Here is a 16485-nt window from a genome sequence, read left to right as displayed (position 1 = left end):
TATATTGGAGCATCCTGCTAAAAAGAAGCGGTATGATTATACACTGCTGATTGTTGTGTTACTTCTGGTGATCATAGGGCTGGTTCTTCTGTACAGCACCAGTGCCTATAATGGGCGGGTAAAATTCCACGATTCTTTTTATTACCTGAAAAAACAGGGATTTGCAACTGCACTGGGACTGGTTGGCATGATGATCGTGGCGAAAATTGACTATCACAAATGGGTACCCCTGGCAGGCCTGGGCTACCTGACGGCGATACTGTTATCGGTTGCAGTTATGTTTATAGGAGACGAGTACAATGGGTCCAAAAGATGGCTGTCTTTAGGGCCTGTTTCATTTCAGCCGTCGGAGTTTGCTAAGGTTGCCGTCATCTTGTTTTTGGCCTGCCTGGTTACGAAAAATGCAAAAAAAATGGGGAAACTTACGACGCTCATAAAGGTAATGGTCCCGGTTCTCCCTATAGTAGGGCTGGTTGGAGCCAGCAACCTGAGTACTGCGATTATTATTATGGGAATCGCAGCGGTGCTGATCTTTGTGGCAAGCCCTAAATACGCGCAGTTTGTCTGGATGATCGTGGCCGCCGGCGGATTTATGGGTATCTTTCTGGCATTGGAAAGCTACCGTCTGGAACGGCTGGCCATCTGGAGGAATCCGGAGCTTTATGAAAAGGGGTATCAGACCCTGCAGGGCCTGTATGCCATCGGTTCAGGCGGCCTGTTCGGCAGGGGCCTGGGAGAAAGCGTACAGAAACTGGGATTTCTGCCTGAAGCACAGAACGACATGATATTTTCCATCATATGCGAGGAACTGGGCCTTGTGGGGGCAAGCCTGATTATTCTGCTTTTCCTGATTCTGATCTGGCGTTTTTTTGTCATAGCAACCCGCGCCAAGGATCTGATGGGGGCTCTGATTGCCGCCGGCGCAATGGCGCATATGATGATTCAGGTGATCCTGAATATAGCAGTTGTAACGAATTCGATCCCGAATACTGGTATAACGCTTCCCTTTATCAGCTATGGGGGCACATCTGTTATGTTTCTGCTTTTGGAAATGGGGCTTGTGCTGAGTGTTTCCAATCTGATAGAATAGGGCAGAGAATACAAAGGAGGACGACAGATGAAACGTAAAAAAAAGAGCAGACGTGAAAGATATGAAGAATACGATGATGAGGCATATATAAACGAAGTATTATATAAGGAAGGATACCGTCCGCCGGAGCGTAAAAAGAAAAAACGGCGGGGAGTATTTCTTGGACTGCTGACATTTATTCTTGGTATTGTAATTATTGTATTCGCCTTTCTGCTTCTTTTTCATATACAAAAGATCGAGGTCAAAGGAAACAAGTACTGCACGGAAAATGATGTCATCGGCTGGCTCCGGGAAGACAAGTATGCCGTGAATTCGGTTTACGTCTGGTGGAAGTATAATAAGGCAGATGTGAAACAGCTGCCGGTGGTAGAGTCCTCAAAGATCTCGTTCAGGGCCCCCTGGGCCATACGGGTTACCGTGAAAGAAAAGGAGATAAGCGGTTATATTGACTATAACAACCAGTACCTTTACTTTGACAAAGACGGTACGGCTGTGCTGTCCACCGTGGAGAAGATAGATTCTGCGGCTTATATAGAGGGCATGGAAGTGGATGCTTCTAAGGTAAAACTGGGCAAGGTTCTGCCGGTTTCCGATAAGAATGTATTTAAGCGTATTGTGGAAATCTCGCAGCTTTTGGTAAAGTACGAGCTCTCGCCGGACCGGATTACCTGCTCAGGGAGCGACCTGAACCTGTATTTCGGCAATGTTGAGGTATTGCTGGGAAAGACGAATTACGAAGTACGGCTCGCGCAGGTACCGCCGATTCTGCAGAAACTGACAGAACAGTATCCGGACAAGCAGGGCACCCTGCACCTGGAGAATTATGATGCCACAGACAAGGCGGTGCGTTTTGTGCCGAAAGAAGCACAGGAAGGGGCAGAGAGCGATGGGCAGGACGACGGACAGGCAGCAGAAGGACAGCAGGATATAACGGGCGGGGAAGAGAGCCAGGACAATGGACAGAATGTGACGGAACCACAGGACACAGAGAACCAGGATTCTGTTCCGGAAACAGACAATCCGGAGGAACCATTAGGTACGGAACCGGCCCCGGAGTAAGGAAAGGGAGATGAGTTGCTGTACCAGCCACATGGAAGATGTTTCCAGAACCCCATAAAAAAAGCCTTTCAGGGACCTGGCAGAAGAAAATAAAAGGCCCGTGAATTGAATAAAAAAATCAGAAAATACACAAATATCTATTGATTATTTACCGAAAAGACTATATTATATACTTATTGAATTATATCGTTCAAGCATAAGGGATGTATAAAATAATATTAATAGGACGACAAAGGAGGAAATACTCTTGTTAGAAATTAAAACCAACGAATCAGAAGCAGCTGCAAGAATCATTGTTATCGGAGTCGGCGGCGGCGGTAATAACGCAGTAAACCGCATGATCGATGAGCAGATTGCAGGTGTCGAATTTATAGCGATTAATACAGATAAACAGGCACTCCAGTTATGTAAAGCACCAACTTTAATGCAGATAGGCGAGAAGCTCACAAAGGGGCTCGGTGCTGGTGCGCAGCCGGAAGTAGGGGAGAAGGCTGCAGAGGAGAGCTCAGAAGAGATATCTGCCGCACTGAAAGGCGCTGACATGGTATTCGTAACATGTGGTATGGGCGGCGGAACAGGAACAGGAGCAACTCCGGTCGTTGCACGTATCGCAAAAGAACAGGGCGCCCTGACGGTAGGCGTCGTAACAAAGCCCTTCCGTTTTGAATCGAAGACCCGTATGGCCAACGCCCTTGCGGGGATTGACAAGCTAAAAGAGAACGTGGATACGCTGATTGTCATTCCGAATGACAAGCTGCTTGAAGTAGTGGACAGAAGAACTACAATGCCGGAAGCCCTGAAGAAGGCGGACGAAGTGCTGCAGCAGGGTATTCAGGGTATTACCGACCTGATCAATGTGCCGTCCCTGATCAACCTGGACTTCGCGGATATTCAGACCGTCATGAAGGACAAGGGTATCGCGCACATCGGTATCGGTGCAGGCCGCGGAGACGACAAGGCGCTGGAGGCTGTAAAGCAGGCTGTTGCCAGTCCGCTTCTGGAGACAACCATCCAGGGAGCGTCCCACGTTATTATCAATATTTCAGGAGATATTACACTCATGGATGCATCCGATGCTGCTGAGTATGTTCAGGAACTCGCAGGTGAGAATGCAAATATCATCTTCGGTGCTATGTATGATGACTCCAGATCCGATGAGGCAACAATTACTGTTATCGCAACCGGCTTACATAACGTAGGCGGCAGTTCTTCCAAGTTAAAAGCAAGACTGGAAGGCCAGCAGAAGGTGGGATCGATTCTTCCGTCAGGCGATGTGGTAAGCAGAAGTGCAATTGATCCGGAGCGCAGAACAGCATCTCCGAGACCGGCGGGCAGACCGGCAGGCGGCACAATGCCGACCCTGGATCAGCCCAGAACACCGTCAAGTAAAGTAAAAGAGCAGTCCATTAAGATTCCGGATTTCTTTAAGAAATAAGACCGGACAGGCTGGTTACAATAAGAAAAAACAGGCAGGAGCCCCGCGGAGCTCCTGCCTGTTCTTTCTACAGCAAATTCTCAGGGAAGCCTTTCTATTAGATTCTTGTGAGATTGTCGAAACAATTTCTTTTTTTCCCGTCAACATCTGACAAAATTTCAGTGACATGCAATATATAATAAGTCTTGCTTGAGTGCCCAATGGTACCAACGAGAAAGAGGGTGGAACATGTACTATGAATTATACATAGACGTGTTGTTTCTTGTAAATTTTATGATGGATTCCCTTCTGCTTTTGTCAGTGAACCAGGTGCTGAAATGTCCTACCACACGTGGACGCATCTTTCTGGGCGGAGCATTGGGATCAGTACTGACATGTGCAGTGACAGTTGTGCCGATGCCGGGTGTCATAAAATTAATCATATTCCACGCGGTTATCAATACATTCATGATAAAAACAGGATTAAAGATCAAAGGAAAAAAGCAATTTTGGAAAGCATTTGGTTTGTTGTATATCGCAGCATTTCTGTACGGGGGGATTCTGCAGGCATTTCATCCCTATGCGCGCGCGGGAAGCCTGTTTTTTGCGGCAGCCGTGGGCAGCTATTATCTGATACGGGGAATCTGGAAATTCCTGATCAGACTGCGGACTCTGCAGGCAAAGATATGTGAGATTACGCTGTATACCAGTGCAGGCGAACAGAAAGTAAAAGCGTTAATTGACACGGGAAACGGTTTGGAGGACAGTGTGTCGAGAGAACCGGTAAGTGTAGTAGATAAAGCTCTGGCAAAATCCATTCTGACAGATGACGACATGAAAAACGGTTTCCATTACATACCGTACCGAACGGTCGGAAAGGAAAGTATTATGCCGGTTTTCAGAATTCGGAAAATGTGTATTCATCTGGAGGAGGAACGGTGGATCGAGAGGCCGGTTATAGGCGTCTGCGAGGAGCATGTTTCAGAAGAAGAGGAATATCAGATGATTTTAAATCCTGACATATTAGGAGGCATATAAAATGGTTGTAAAAGTAGCAGTACCCCAGCAGTTTAAACTGAAAGTAATACCAGACATCAGAAGCATTTTCTTCCCTAACCACAAAGAAATACATTATATTGGAGGATCCGAGGTGCTGCCGGCCCCGCTGGAGACAGAACGGGAAACAGAAGTGATAGAACATCTCGGTTCCGAGTATGACCAGGAAGCCAAAAAGCTTCTGATTGAGCACAATCTCCGTCTGGTCGTTTACATAGCTAAAAAGTTCGACAATACAGGAGTCGGAGTGGAAGACCTGATTTCTATAGGGACGATCGGTCTGATCAAGGCCATCAATACATTTAACCCTACGAAGAAAATCAAGCTGGCCACCTACGCATCCCGGTGCATTGAAAATGAGATCCTCATGTACCTGCGCAGAAATAGTAAAACCAAGATGGAGGTATCCATAGATGAGCCTCTCAACGTAGACTGGGACGGAAATGAACTTCTGCTGTCGGACATTCTCGGTACGGACGAGGATACCATATATAAGGATCTGGAAAACGAAGCGGAAAGAAAGCTTTTGATCAAAGCCATCAATAAGCTGTCCAGCAGGGAAAAGCTGATCGTAAAAATGCGTTTTGGCCTCGATAACCCGGAAGGCGAGGAAAAGACACAGAAAGAAGTGGCGGATCTGCTGGGAATATCACAGTCCTATATCTCGCGGCTTGAGAAAAAAATCATGCAGCGCTTGAAACGCGAGATGGTGCGGTATGAATAGAAGTCGGCAAGATGAGGATGGGGGCGACGCAGGGGATACGAATGTGGTCATCTGCCGGGCTTCAGGAAAATGGATAAGCGGCTCCATTTCCCTGAACGCCCGGCAGATGACCACATTTGTATCCCCTGCGGCAATCACTTTATCGGCTCCGATGCCGTGCAGCGGGGGGCACGGCACGGTCTGAACAGTAACCGTGTGACGGCTATTGATGAAGCGTGTTATTTTGACGGGAGGCGGATATGGGAGATGTGCAAATTTCACTAGTATTGCTTGATTTTTTGGCGTAATATGTATAATATTTAAGTATAGGGCTCGGCAAGTGTACTTTGGTGGATTTATTTGTGTAAAATTGACAAAACATTTTTGTGTATTTATTATTTTCCGGCGATATACACAAAAAAAGTAGCCGAAAGTAGTATGGTGAAAAACTAGATATTCGTTTATTATTAAGTCAGTTAGAAACGTATTAACATTTTCAAAAGGAGGTAGACGAATGTCTAGAAAGATCAAACTTAATTACACTAAGAGGGATGATTTAACACCGAGATTGAAAGCGGCAAAGGAAAAATTATTTGCTACAGAGCCACACATTGATACTCGTAAACTTATTATCGAGACTGATATTTATCAGAAATACGGCTTTACAAAGAGCCCGAACATGCTGAAAGCTATGGTATTTGACCGCTTAAGCCGCGAGAAAAAGGTATGGATTGATGACAATCCGATCTGTGGACATCTGACAGACTATACATACGGAAGTTATTTCCAGCCGTTCAGAGAGTTTGAGTGGGCAATTGACCGCGATGAATTTGCTTTCCAGAGAGGTTCAGCTATCGCAACAGAAGAAGAAAAAGAGATCATCAGAAAATGTGGTGAGTTCTGGGTAGGAAATGCAGTTAAAGACCGTGTTCGTCCGATTATTAAAGATCGTTACGGACTTGATGTTCAGGAACTGATTGATGTTGGTGTAGGCCTTAACTTTGACGATGATATGGGTACAACAACATTCCCGGATCACGATACAGTTATTAATGAAGGTTTAAATTCAATTATTGCAAAATGTAAAGACTATCAGTCAAGATTGAAAATATGGAATGTTGACCGTCCGGACCCATTAGCTGGTGAAGTTCCTGACGAAAACACATTCAATGAATCAACGATTCCAATGCCTGACTATAAGAAATGGGAATTCTACGAGGCTTGTATCATTTCTTGTGAAGCTCTGATTCTTCAGGCACATCGCTATGCAGACGCAGCAAGAGAAGCAGCAGCAGTTGAAACTGATCCTGCACGCAAGGCTGAGTTAGAAGAAATGGCTGAGACATGTGATTGGGTACCAGGCAATCCGGCACGTACATTCAAGGAAGCAATCCAGGCACTGTGGTTCATCACCATGGGCGGATGGCAGAACCTGTGTATGACAGTTGACCATGCACCGCTTCGTTTCCCACAGTATATGTATCGTTGCTACAGAGATGATATCGATGCTGGACGTATCACAGACGACGAAGTTATCGACTTAATCCAGTTCTGGTTCCTGAAAGTTAATACACAGAACTTCGTTATGTCACCTGAGCTTGCTCTGTGGAACTCAAGCCGTATCGCTCAGCAGCTGACCATCGGCGGACTTGATCCGAAGACCGGCGACGACGGAACAAATGAACTTGATTATCTGGTAGTAGAAGCACAGCGCCGTGCACAGTGTCCGGAACCGCTTCTCGCTTGTATGTATCACAATAAATTATCACACAGGTTCCTTGTTAAATGTGCCGAACTTGTTGCTACTGGTATTGGACAGCCATCATTCCATGGCCAGGAAGTTGCTATGAAACGTCGTCTGCTCCATGAGCACGGCCCAATCGAAGACATCCGTAACCAGGCTGTTTCAGGTTGTGTACAGTCCGTTATTCCGGGTTACACAGATGGTGCTTGGGAAGCTCGTTTCAATATGTACAAACCTCTCGAATTCATGCTTTCAAACGGCGTTGACTTCAAGAGCGGCAAACGCATTGGACCAGCTTACGGCGATCCTTGCGAGTGTGAGACATGGGATGACTTCTATGCTCAGTTATTGAAATATTATGAATATTGGGAAATTATCTGCCGTGATATCTCTACATTAGAGTGGAACGTTATGAGAGACTTCCCGTGTCCGCTGCTTTCCGCAGTTACATATGACTGCCTTGCAAGAGGTATGGACGTTGTAGACGGTGGCGCTAGATACAACTGGGGTGATGGAATCTGTATCTCTGGTAATGTTGATACAACAAACTGTCTGGCAGCAATCAAGAAACTTGTTTATGATGACAAAGTAATCACCATGAAACAGCTTGTTGAAGCAGTTGCAGCTAACTGGGAAGGATATGAAGATATCCAGAACATGTGTAAGAAAGCTCCGAAGTACGGCAACGATGATGATTATGTAGATTTACTTGGACGTCAGTTACATGCTGATTTCGCTGAAATCCATAACCGCAGACCTGATTACATGGGCCGTCCGACAATTACACCTTCTGCTTACTCAGTAACAGGACATTATCCATTTGGTATGAGAAGCTGGGCTTCACCGGATGGAAGAAAAGCAGGCGAGACATTTACGGATGCTACACTTTCCGCAACACCTGGAACAGATACAAGTGGACCGACAGCAGTTATCCACTCTGCCGTTAAATTGATTGACCCGGTAGTTTATGGATCTACTCACTTTAACATGAAGTTCCACCCAACAGCCCTGACCGGTAAAGAGAATATCGACAAATTCCTGACTCTTCTGAAGACATACTTCGATGAAGGCGGATACCAGGCACAGTTCAACTGTGTAACACAGGAAAAACTGTTGGCAGCAAAGGCAGCTCCTGAAGAGAACAAAGACCTGATCGTACGTGTTGCAGGATTCAGTGCTTACTTCGTAACACTGGCAGATGCTGTACAGGATGAGATTATTGCACGTACCAGCCAGACATGGTAAATTTTGATTACAATGTTTAAATAAACAATAGGGAGAGAGATTATGAGTGATTTAACAGCCCTTGTATTTAATATCCAGGGATTTTCAATCCAGGACGGTCCTGGGGTAAGGACAACCGTATTTTTGAAGGGATGCCCGCTGAGCTGTCAATGGTGCGCAAACCCGGAGTCACAGGTTTTTAGATCCGATGTTATCCATGTCCCTAGCTCTTGTGTACATTGTTATCGTTGTGTAAGTTTTTGCACCAAAGGAGCAGTTAAGCTGCCGGAGAAGCTGGGTGATAACCCAATCTTTGATCACGATGTTTGCGTAACATGTGAAGATCAGGATATGTGTGAGCATTCATGCTATGAAGCGGCAATCGAAAGGGTCGGGAAACCGATGACAGTCGATGAGGTAATGGATGTAATTTTACATGATGAACCGTTCTTCAGTAACGGCGGTGGAATTACCGTATCCGGCGGCGAGCCTTTGATGCATCCAGAATTTCTAGAAGAACTTTTTAGTGAATGTCAGGACAATTATATCCATACAGCTATAGAGACCTGTGGATATGTGGCATGGGATAAATTTGAACCTGTATTACGATATACGGATCTGGCGCTCTATGATGTGAAGCATATGGATCCGGTAGCCCACAAGGAACTGACAGGAGTATCCAATGAATTGATTCTGGATAATCTTCGTAAAATTATGGATGAGACGAATACAGAAGTAATCATTCGCATCCCGGTTATTCCGGGTGCGAATGATACAGACGAAAACATGGACGCGACTGCTAGGTATGCGAAAGAGATAGGTGCCAGAGAGATTCATATCCTGCCCTATCACCGTATGGGAATGGGCAAGTATACAGGTCTCGGACGGGAATATCCATTGGGAGAAGAGGTGGAATCCCCATCAGATGAGCGTATGGAGGTAATCCGTGACATTTTTAGGTCTTACGGCCTGATTTGTAAGATAGGCGGAACTGAAAAGGGGGACTCCTAATAATGAGTAAAGTAAAGTTTTTGGGCAAGCCAATGGGCATTAAGCGCTTGCTGACCTATGTGATTGGTTTGTGGATTATGAGTCTCGGTATTGCATTTGCCGTTAATTCTAATTTTGGTGTTTCACCAGTCACAACGCTGCCTTATGTAGTCGGCAGAATCCTGAATATCAGTGTCGGTACAGGAACGTGGATTGCATACGGCTGCTATATTATCATTGAAGCAATAGTTTATCGTAAGGAATTTAAACCTATTTATATTCTGCAGTTCCCGGCAGCTGTTATGTTTGGATATTTTACTGATTTCAGTAAGTGGTTGATTTCGCCGCTTGGAACACCGGATAAATGGTATATCCAGTTAGTATTCATAATTGTTGGTGTTATTATCCTTGGATTAGGATTGATGGCATATTTGGAAGCAGATATTATGGCTATTCCGCCTGATGCTTTGGCGGTTGCATTTGCTTGGCTGGTTAAGAAACCTTTGGGCAATGTAAAGAGAATTTTTGATTTATGTATTGTTGCAACGTCGTTGATTCTTTCTTTAGTATTCCTGCACAGCTATCAGGGCATTTGGATTGGAACGATTATCGCAGCTCTGGGCGTAGGAACGATGCTTAATTTCTGGAGAAAATTGCTCCTTAGTAAGATAAAAGTATTCTTATGGGGAAAACAGCCGGAAGCTGAACCAAAATTAGACGAAGCGCCGGCGGCAGCAAAATAATTTAAAAATGGCAGTGAGGGGTTATCACTTGGGGGAGAGATTTTCCGCCACTGAGGTAGCCCCCCACGTGTTGGATGAGATGTGGCTTCTATTTAATCTGGATTTAATGGGAGAGAGGAACGTGTATGTTTTTAATTGCACATAATCAGATAATGTTACCAAAGCGTTATTTTAGCGATATTGTGCCGGCAGTCGAAGAACTGTCAAACACGGTAGGTGCTGTATTTCTCAATAAACTGATTTTAGATGAGAATAATAGACCAGTTGAGTTTAATCAGGCAGTTTTTTCCGAGAAACCACTAACCCGTATCGTTACGATGCATTTCCAGAATGGAGATATGTTTGATCAATTCTGGGATGCAAGAGAACGACAGGATTTATGGCTTATTGGGAAAAATTATGCCTATTTTTGTGATACGATCATGGAAACCGGCAGCACAGAAGCATCGAGAATTATTAAGCCAATACCAGAAAAAGAATCAGACATGGAAATATTAAAAGGACATGGACTTACGGAACGCGAGGCGGAAGTAATGTATTGGCTCTGCCAGGGCAAGAGCAATGGCGATATTGCCTACATACTGAATCTGAGTGTTAGTACAGTCAAAAAACATCTTTCTAATATATTTGACAGCATGGGAGTACGAAGCCGGTCTGCAGCAGTGGCACTAGCACTGGAAATGGTTGGTTCTCAGAAATCCAAAATTCATCTTGTGTTTTAAAGAGATTTCGAAAAGGAGGACATTGTATGATTAAGATAACCAAAGAAGGGAAGAAGATGTTGGAGACAACTTTTGGATCCAAAGGACAGACAAAATTTAAAATCCAGCATATTAAACCTACTTGCAATGCATGCCGGGATGAGCTTCGACTTGTTCCTGGTTCGTCGGAACCGAACGATGTGATTTCGATGGAATCCGGGTATGTTTTTTTTGTAGACAAAGATCTTATGCAGCTTGCGGAGATTATAACAATAGATGCGGCGGGGGATATACCAGTTCTGACAACTCGCAAATCCATTGATGTCCGTGAAAGATATTTCTAATTTTGGAGGATTAGTTATGGAAAAAAAGGAATTAAATCAAAAGATACTGAAGTTTATAAGTGAGGCGGGGTTCTTCTTCTTTGCTACAACGGAAGATGGAATGCCAAGGGTTCGGCCTCTCGCATACATAGAAGAGATAAAAGACGAGCTGATTCTTGCGATCAGCACAACAAAGGCCATGGCAAAGCAGATAGATGCAAAACCGGATTTTGAGATTTGCGCCAGCACACCAGAGACATGGCTGCGTATCAAGGGGACAGCACAGAAGGTGACAGACAAAGACGTCATTGCCAAGGCTATGGAATGTCCGGTTGTAAAAGCAACTTATACGGAAGAGACTGTTGGGGCACGTTACCTGGTTCTTGACAGTGTGGAATATTTTTCTCTGACGGGTGAATACAGCCGCTGGAAATGATTTCGGAAAGGAAGTCTTCTAAATGGCAAAAGAAGTGAATAAGGAAGTATTTGAGGTACTTCCTGTACCGCAGGCGGTGGCTAAATTTGTTGTTCCTTCGCTTGCCAGCACACTTATTACAATTATCTACAGCCTGGCGGACACACTTTTTGTCGGTATGTTAAATAATCCTTCGCAGCTCGCTGGACTTACAGTGGCATTTCCGTACTATCAGTTCCTGAATGCTTTCTCAAGCCTCTGGGGAGTTGGTACGAACAGCGTCATGTCACGGGCGCTTGGAGAAAAGGACTATGACCGGGTATCAAAAGCCTCTTCTCATGGGTTCTGGGGCAGCCTTGTATTTATGGCTGTGGTATGCGTCATATTCCAAATACTGGAGAAACCGCTTCTTTACGTGGCAGGAGCCAGCGCACAGTCTTATGATTCAGCATCTGTATACATGCTGATCGTGTTTGTTATTGGCGGCATTCCTACTGTCCTTTCTATTGTTATGAGCAATCTTCTGCGTGCAGAAGGACATGCAAAGTCAGCAAGCAGCGGGCTTATGCTGGGTGGCCTGTTAAACTGTATCCTTGATCCGATCTTTATCTTCGGAGCAGATATGGGAGTTGCGGGTGCGGCTGTGGCTACACTGATTTCTAATTGTGTATCGCTGATTTTCCTGATCGTTGTTTATATCCGGATACGTGAGACTTCTTATATAACATTGAAACCATTCCCGGGTGGTGTGTCCTGGAAGCTGATAAAAGATGTGATACTGGTCGGGCTGCCGTCAGGTTGTTTGACCGTACTCGGTGCTACAGGATGTATCATACAGACCTCACTTTATTCTTTGTATGGCGATGCAGCAGTAGCAGGCTGGGGCGTTGTTAACCGAATCAGTTTTATCTCCATTTATACGGTTCATGGCGTAGCACAGGGAGTACTGCCTCTAATCGGATACAATTACGGAGCCAAGAACTTCAAGCGAGTACGGAGTGTTAACAAATGTGCATTCCTTATCACAGAAATACTTGCTTGGGCAATTATGATACTTTCTCTGATATTCAGTGCAGGTATCATTAAGATATTCATCAATGATGCGGCTACAATAGAGGCTGGTGTTCAGATTATGCGTAAATATATGCTCTGTACACCATTTATGGCAATTGTACTGCTGGTAAGTACATTATGCCAGGCCGTAGGGAAATGGCAATATTCACTGATTATGCTCGCAATCCGGCAGCTTGTATTCAATATTCCGATCACATTCCTTTTAAATTCACTTTTTGCTATGAAAGGTGTGGCAAGCGGCCAGCCAACTACAGAGTTAATTTGTTTTATCGGAGCATTGTTCGTATATCATAGATGTTTCTATCGGGCTATGAACAAAGAGGAATTGCTAAGTAAAAAAGTAAGCTGAAAATATAGCTTATGATATAAAGGGAGGAAGAAGGATGGTAATTAAAGAAATACTTGAAAAATCGGATGCACTATTTGCCGAAGGAAAACATGCGGAGGCCGCAGCATTTCTTGAGGGAAAGGCTGTTCTGGCACAGAATCAGGAAGAATGGAAGGTGGAGCTTTCTATCATCAATGAATTGATGGGGTATTACCGCGGCATAAGCCAGCTTGGTAAAGCGTGGGATTACGCATTCAGGGCAATACAGATTACAGAAGAGTATGCGGTAGGAGACAGTGCAGAAGGAATTACTACTTATCTGAATGTAGCGAATGTCTATCGGGCTGCCGGTAAGCCTAAGGAAGCATTGTTACTTTATCAGCAGGTGGAAGAGACTTACAGCAAACAAGGACTGGAAAAAGAGTACCGTGGAGGCGCCTTATATAACAACATGTCAGTGGCATATTTGGAGCTCGGAAAAAGTGAAGATGCCATGCGGTATTGTGAGAAGGCGATCGACGTGCTGAAGACGATTCCGGAAGTTTGGGATGAGTGTGCAGCCGCTTACAGCAATCTGGCCGGCGTGTTATTGAGAAGTGAAGTGCCTGATGTTGCAAAGGCGGATGCATGTGTGGACGAAGCATTAAAGCTTTTTGAGGGAAAGGGAGATAGTGCTCATTATTGCAGTGTATTGGCCATGAAGGCGTATATTGCTTATCTGAAGAAGGATCTGCAGGAATCGCTGGACATGTACGAGAAGGCAATGAATGAGACAATGAAGTATTATGGCAAAAATGCAGACTATGAGCGTCTGGAGCGGAATTATAAGGGCGTTCAGGCTTTGCTGAACGGAGAAAAAAAATGATGAGCCAGTTGAGCGGATTAGAAGTTGAGATGAAAGGCCTGGATTTGTCACGGGAATATTATGAAAATGTCGGTAAACCCATTTTGATGGAATTGTTTCCCGAGTATATGGAAAAAGCGGCGGTCGGTCTGGTTGGAGAAGGGTCAGAGTGCTTTGGTTTTGACGATCAGATTTCCATGGATCATGATTATGGACCGTCTTTTTGTGTATGGTTTCCAAGAAATATATATACCGAGGTCAGGGAGAGCATGTCTGAGATCTATGATGCACTTCCGAAAGAATATAAAGGCGTCAGCGCAAACCTGATTAGAGAACAGTCTGCGGGGCGCCGGGGAATTCTGGAGATCGAGGGCTTTTATCAAAAATTTCTTACCCGGGATATAGTCCCGGAAAACTTGACAGACTGGCTCCGGATTCCAGAACATTATTTTGCTGTAGCGACGAACGGAGAGGTGTTCGAGGATAATCTGGGCATGTTTACTGAAATACGTGAGAAGCTTCTCAATTATTATCCAGAAGACATCAGGCTGAAAAAGATTGCAGCCTGTGCAGTCAAGATGGCGCATTCCGGACAGTGCAATTATGCACGTATGATGTGGAGACACGATGTTGTGGCAGCAAAATTTGCTCTGGACGAATTCATGAGAAATGCCATATCTCTGGTGTTTCTTCTGAATCGTGTTTATTGTCCATATTATAAATGGATGTGGAGAGGCATGGAACAACTGCCAAAGCTTGGCAAGGTCAAAGATCTTTTGAAGAATATGGCGGCTGGGGCTTTGGACGTTAGTCACTGGGATTCGGGTAAATGGAAAGAGTGCCGGTATAAACTGAACAGGGAAGATCCGATGGTTGATATGGTGGAGCAGATAGCGGATTTAGTAAGAGAGGAACTGTGGAGCCAAGGAATAAGCAGCAGTACATCGGATTATCTCGAGGAACATGCCTATGCAGTGATGACCCGTATTCAGGATAAGCGGATTCGGTCATTACCGGTACTTATGGGGTAAAAATTATGAGTAATATAAGAGAAATAGTCGAAGAGGAATGGAGACAGTTTCAAAAGGTAAACAATCAGGGCGGAAGGGCATCCTGCCAGGATGACTGGAAAACCTTCTATATTATGAGAAAAAGTCAGTTCCTTGTTTGGCCGCAGGAGATATTGGACAGTTATTACGATGATTTGTGCAAAGCCCGTGAAGAGGGCAGGAATCTGTTGTTTGCAAAGTATGCGTATATGATGGAAAGTACGGCGCCTGAAGAGTTCGAAAAATTAAAAAAAGTTCTTCCCGTAATTTCTGATGAGCGGAAAATGCGCGTGGATGAAACGGTTGCTGCACATGTAAAATGGGCGGAAGAATTTGAGCAGGAACATCCTGAATACGCACGGCGGGGGCGTCCGATCCGTGCATGTCAGGAGGCACCGGGCCAAACCTCTATTGAGACGTATCAAAGAGGGGAATTGTATTCCTACGGTGAAAACACAGAAAAGCTGTATTCTCAATATGTTCAGGAGTGCGTTGCTCAGAATAGAAACCTGGCGTCTCTTATCAGGGAGAACACGACACGGATGTACGGGTATGGGTCAATTTCTGATATCGAAGAGAGAATGGAATAGCTGTCAGCAAAAGGAAAATGGGAATGAGTGACAATAAGAGCGGGAAGTTAGCAGCTATCTATATTCTTTATATTATAGTGGCCGGGATAATCGGTATCCTATGCGGAACCGGATATAAGGCCATGACTGGGCTGCTTCTGGGATCCGCAGCCGCCTTTGCTAATTACTACTTATTAAAATTAGCGGTAGGCCGGCTGCTGGGTGTCAGGAATATTTTTGTTGTCCAGATATTTCTTTTCCGTTATCTGCTCTATATCGCAGCCGCGTACGTGTCCATGAGGGCCGGGAGGGCGGCGGTGCTGATGTATGCAGCAGGAATCTTAGGCTTATCGCTGGCTATTTTCATCGTATATGGAATAGGAGGAGTAAAAAAACAATGATAAACGTGGAAGAACTCGGCGCCCGGATTATATTGGGCTTCGGAGAGGGAAAGCTGTTTATCACAGAGAGTACATTGTTTGGACTCGTGATCGCCGTGATACTGGCGGTGCTGGGGATCTGGCTCGGAAGCGGGCTGAAGACGGTGCCGAAAGGGAAACAGATATTGGCGGAATTCATCGTGGGCTGGGTGTATAAGTTTACGGAGAACAACATGGGGAAGGAGAACAAGTCCTATGCGCCCTATGTGGGGAGTATCCTTGGGTTCGTATTCTGTGCGAGCTGCCTTGGGATGTTCGGAATCCGCCCGATTACGGCGGACTTAAATGTGGCGTTTGCACTGTCAGGACTGACGTTCCTGATGATCCTGTGTAACTCCATCCGGGTGCATGGAGTAAAGGGGAAACTCAAAGAAATGTGTGACCCGTATCCGTTCATGTTCCCGCTGAAGATCCTGGAGGAGTGTACATTACCGATCTCCCTGGGGCTCCGGCTTTTCGGAAATATTCTGGGCGGGTATATTGTCATCGAACTGTGGATGCACCTGATGACGTTTTTGAGCAACATGATCACGACGGTGCCATTTCTGCGTGCGGTTACAGTACTGCCGCTGAATGCGATCTTTGATATCGGGGAACCGTTAATCCAAACGTACATATTTACCACGCTGACCGTGATCAATCTGGGATCGGCAGTAAAAATAATGTCTGTGGGACACAGCGAGTAAAGGGAAAAGAAAGACAGCAGATCAGTACAGGAC

At 45.2% G+C, this 16485-nt stretch carries 18 protein-coding genes; all 18 read left to right on the top strand.

Translation table 11 applies throughout. The annotated features are described in order from the left end of the window. Nucleotides 1-4 precede the first annotated feature (4 nt). The 18 genes from BN1938_RS12315 (at nt 5) to BN1938_RS12230 (ending at nt 16452) form a co-directional block, all read left to right on the top strand. Entirely contained in the window at nt 5-1090 is a 1086-nt protein-coding gene (locus tag BN1938_RS12315; protein WP_050640911.1) for an FtsW/RodA/SpoVE family cell cycle protein, read from the top strand. 27 nt (nt 1091-1117) lie between these two features. After that, nucleotides 1118-2149, top strand: coding sequence for a cell division protein FtsQ/DivIB (locus BN1938_RS12310; RefSeq protein ID WP_082202972.1), 1032 nt, complete (start codon nt 1118-1120; stop codon nt 2147-2149). Nucleotides 2150-2396: 247 nt separating this feature from the next. Next, complete coding sequence (gene ftsZ / locus BN1938_RS12305; RefSeq protein WP_050640910.1) at nt 2397-3584, top strand: cell division protein FtsZ; 1188 nt, start codon at nt 2397-2399, stop codon at nt 3582-3584. A gap of 228 nt (nt 3585-3812) precedes the next feature. After that, nucleotides 3813-4601 (top strand): sigma-E processing peptidase SpoIIGA, encoded by a 789-nt coding sequence (locus BN1938_RS12300; RefSeq protein ID WP_050640909.1) that lies wholly within the window; start codon nt 3813-3815, stop codon nt 4599-4601. Between the two features lies 1 nt (nt 4602). Then, nucleotides 4603-5343, top strand: a complete 741-nt coding sequence (gene sigE, locus BN1938_RS12295; RefSeq protein WP_025655694.1) for an RNA polymerase sporulation sigma factor SigE — start codon at nt 4603-4605, stop codon at nt 5341-5343. Beyond that, nucleotides 5336-5527, top strand: coding sequence for a hypothetical protein (locus BN1938_RS12290; RefSeq protein ID WP_050640908.1), 192 nt, complete (start codon nt 5336-5338; stop codon nt 5525-5527). The genes sigE and BN1938_RS12290 overlap by 8 nt, the downstream gene beginning before the upstream one ends. Nucleotides 5528-5890: 363 nt before the next feature. After that, nucleotides 5891-8311 carry a pyruvate formate lyase family protein gene (locus BN1938_RS12285; RefSeq protein WP_187376312.1) on the top strand — a complete coding sequence of 807 codons (2421 nt, stop codon included), beginning with the start codon at nt 5891-5893 and terminating at the stop codon, nt 8309-8311. 42 nt (nt 8312-8353) lie between these two features. Further along, the gene (locus BN1938_RS12280) at nt 8354-9301 is read left to right on the top strand and encodes a glycyl-radical enzyme activating protein (protein WP_050640906.1); all 948 of its coding nucleotides are present in this window, start codon (nt 8354-8356) and stop codon (nt 9299-9301) included. A gap of 2 nt (nt 9302-9303) precedes the next feature. Beyond that, nucleotides 9304-10023 (top strand): YczE/YyaS/YitT family protein, encoded by a 720-nt coding sequence (locus tag BN1938_RS12275; RefSeq protein ID WP_050640905.1) that lies wholly within the window; start codon nt 9304-9306, stop codon nt 10021-10023. A 125-nt stretch (nt 10024-10148) separates the two neighbouring features. Then, the gene (locus tag BN1938_RS12270) at nt 10149-10745 is read left to right on the top strand and encodes a response regulator transcription factor (RefSeq protein WP_050640904.1); all 597 of its coding nucleotides are present in this window, start codon (nt 10149-10151) and stop codon (nt 10743-10745) included. Between the two features lie 26 nt (nt 10746-10771). Next, nucleotides 10772-11068, top strand: coding sequence for a hypothetical protein (locus BN1938_RS12265; RefSeq protein ID WP_050640903.1), 297 nt, complete (start codon nt 10772-10774; stop codon nt 11066-11068). A gap of 16 nt (nt 11069-11084) precedes the next feature. After that, entirely contained in the window at nt 11085-11483 is a 399-nt protein-coding gene (locus tag BN1938_RS12260; protein WP_050640902.1) for a pyridoxamine 5'-phosphate oxidase family protein, read from the top strand. 22 nt (nt 11484-11505) lie between these two features. Beyond that, nucleotides 11506-12885 (top strand): MATE family efflux transporter, encoded by a 1380-nt coding sequence (locus BN1938_RS12255; RefSeq protein ID WP_050640901.1) that lies wholly within the window; start codon nt 11506-11508, stop codon nt 12883-12885. A gap of 34 nt (nt 12886-12919) precedes the next feature. Continuing rightward, nucleotides 12920-13729: a tetratricopeptide repeat protein gene (locus BN1938_RS12250; protein WP_050640900.1), complete on the top strand. Its 810-nt coding sequence runs from the start codon at nt 12920-12922 to the stop codon at nt 13727-13729. Further along, on the top strand, nt 13726-14739 hold the full coding sequence (locus BN1938_RS12245; protein WP_050640899.1) for a DUF4037 domain-containing protein: 1014 nt from the start codon (nt 13726-13728) through the stop codon (nt 14737-14739). Before BN1938_RS12250 ends, BN1938_RS12245 begins: the two co-directional genes overlap by 4 nt. 5 nt (nt 14740-14744) lie before the next feature. After that, nucleotides 14745-15347: a DUF4125 family protein gene (locus BN1938_RS12240; RefSeq protein ID WP_050640898.1), complete on the top strand. Its 603-nt coding sequence runs from the start codon at nt 14745-14747 to the stop codon at nt 15345-15347. 23 nt (nt 15348-15370) lie between these two features. Next, nucleotides 15371-15727, top strand: a complete 357-nt coding sequence (locus tag BN1938_RS12235; protein ID WP_050640897.1) for a hypothetical protein — start codon at nt 15371-15373, stop codon at nt 15725-15727. After that, nucleotides 15724-16452 carry a F0F1 ATP synthase subunit A gene (locus BN1938_RS12230; RefSeq protein ID WP_050640896.1) on the top strand — a complete coding sequence of 243 codons (729 nt, stop codon included), beginning with the start codon at nt 15724-15726 and terminating at the stop codon, nt 16450-16452. Before BN1938_RS12235 ends, BN1938_RS12230 begins: the two co-directional genes overlap by 4 nt. The last annotated feature ends 33 nt before the right edge of the window (nt 16453-16485 follow it).

It is taken from the genome of Eubacterium sp. SB2, assembly GCF_001244405.1.
GTDB lineage: Bacteria > Bacillota > Clostridia > Lachnospirales > Lachnospiraceae > Faecalicatena > Faecalicatena contortus_B.
This window is presented reverse-complemented; position numbering and strand designations above follow the sequence as displayed.

What these genes read in the sequence shown, in the direction of transcription:
- BN1938_RS12265 (WP_050640903.1), top strand. Translation starts at nt 10,772, where the DNA reads ATGATTAAGATAACCAAAGAAGGGAAGAAGATGTTGGAGACAACTTTT.
- BN1938_RS12310 (WP_082202972.1), top strand. Translation starts at nt 1,118, where the DNA reads ATGAAACGTAAAAAAAAGAGCAGACGTGAAAGATATGAAGAATACGAT.
- BN1938_RS12290 (WP_050640908.1), top strand. Translation starts at nt 5,336, where the DNA reads ATGAATAGAAGTCGGCAAGATGAGGATGGGGGCGACGCAGGGGATACG.
- BN1938_RS12245 (WP_050640899.1), top strand. Translation starts at nt 13,726, where the DNA reads ATGATGAGCCAGTTGAGCGGATTAGAAGTTGAGATGAAAGGCCTGGAT.
- BN1938_RS12280 (WP_050640906.1), top strand. Translation starts at nt 8,354, where the DNA reads ATGAGTGATTTAACAGCCCTTGTATTTAATATCCAGGGATTTTCAATC.
- BN1938_RS12230 (WP_050640896.1), top strand. Translation starts at nt 15,724, where the DNA reads ATGATAAACGTGGAAGAACTCGGCGCCCGGATTATATTGGGCTTCGGA.
- BN1938_RS12235 (WP_050640897.1), top strand. Translation starts at nt 15,371, where the DNA reads ATGAGTGACAATAAGAGCGGGAAGTTAGCAGCTATCTATATTCTTTAT.
- BN1938_RS12240 (WP_050640898.1), top strand. Translation starts at nt 14,745, where the DNA reads ATGAGTAATATAAGAGAAATAGTCGAAGAGGAATGGAGACAGTTTCAA.
- BN1938_RS12300 (WP_050640909.1), top strand. Translation starts at nt 3,813, where the DNA reads ATGTACTATGAATTATACATAGACGTGTTGTTTCTTGTAAATTTTATG.
- BN1938_RS12260 (WP_050640902.1), top strand. Translation starts at nt 11,085, where the DNA reads ATGGAAAAAAAGGAATTAAATCAAAAGATACTGAAGTTTATAAGTGAG.
- BN1938_RS12250 (WP_050640900.1), top strand. Translation starts at nt 12,920, where the DNA reads ATGGTAATTAAAGAAATACTTGAAAAATCGGATGCACTATTTGCCGAA.
- BN1938_RS12275 (WP_050640905.1), top strand. Translation starts at nt 9,304, where the DNA reads ATGAGTAAAGTAAAGTTTTTGGGCAAGCCAATGGGCATTAAGCGCTTG.
- sigE (WP_025655694.1), top strand. Translation starts at nt 4,603, where the DNA reads ATGGTTGTAAAAGTAGCAGTACCCCAGCAGTTTAAACTGAAAGTAATA.
- BN1938_RS12270 (WP_050640904.1), top strand. Translation starts at nt 10,149, where the DNA reads ATGTTTTTAATTGCACATAATCAGATAATGTTACCAAAGCGTTATTTT.
- BN1938_RS12255 (WP_050640901.1), top strand. Translation starts at nt 11,506, where the DNA reads ATGGCAAAAGAAGTGAATAAGGAAGTATTTGAGGTACTTCCTGTACCG.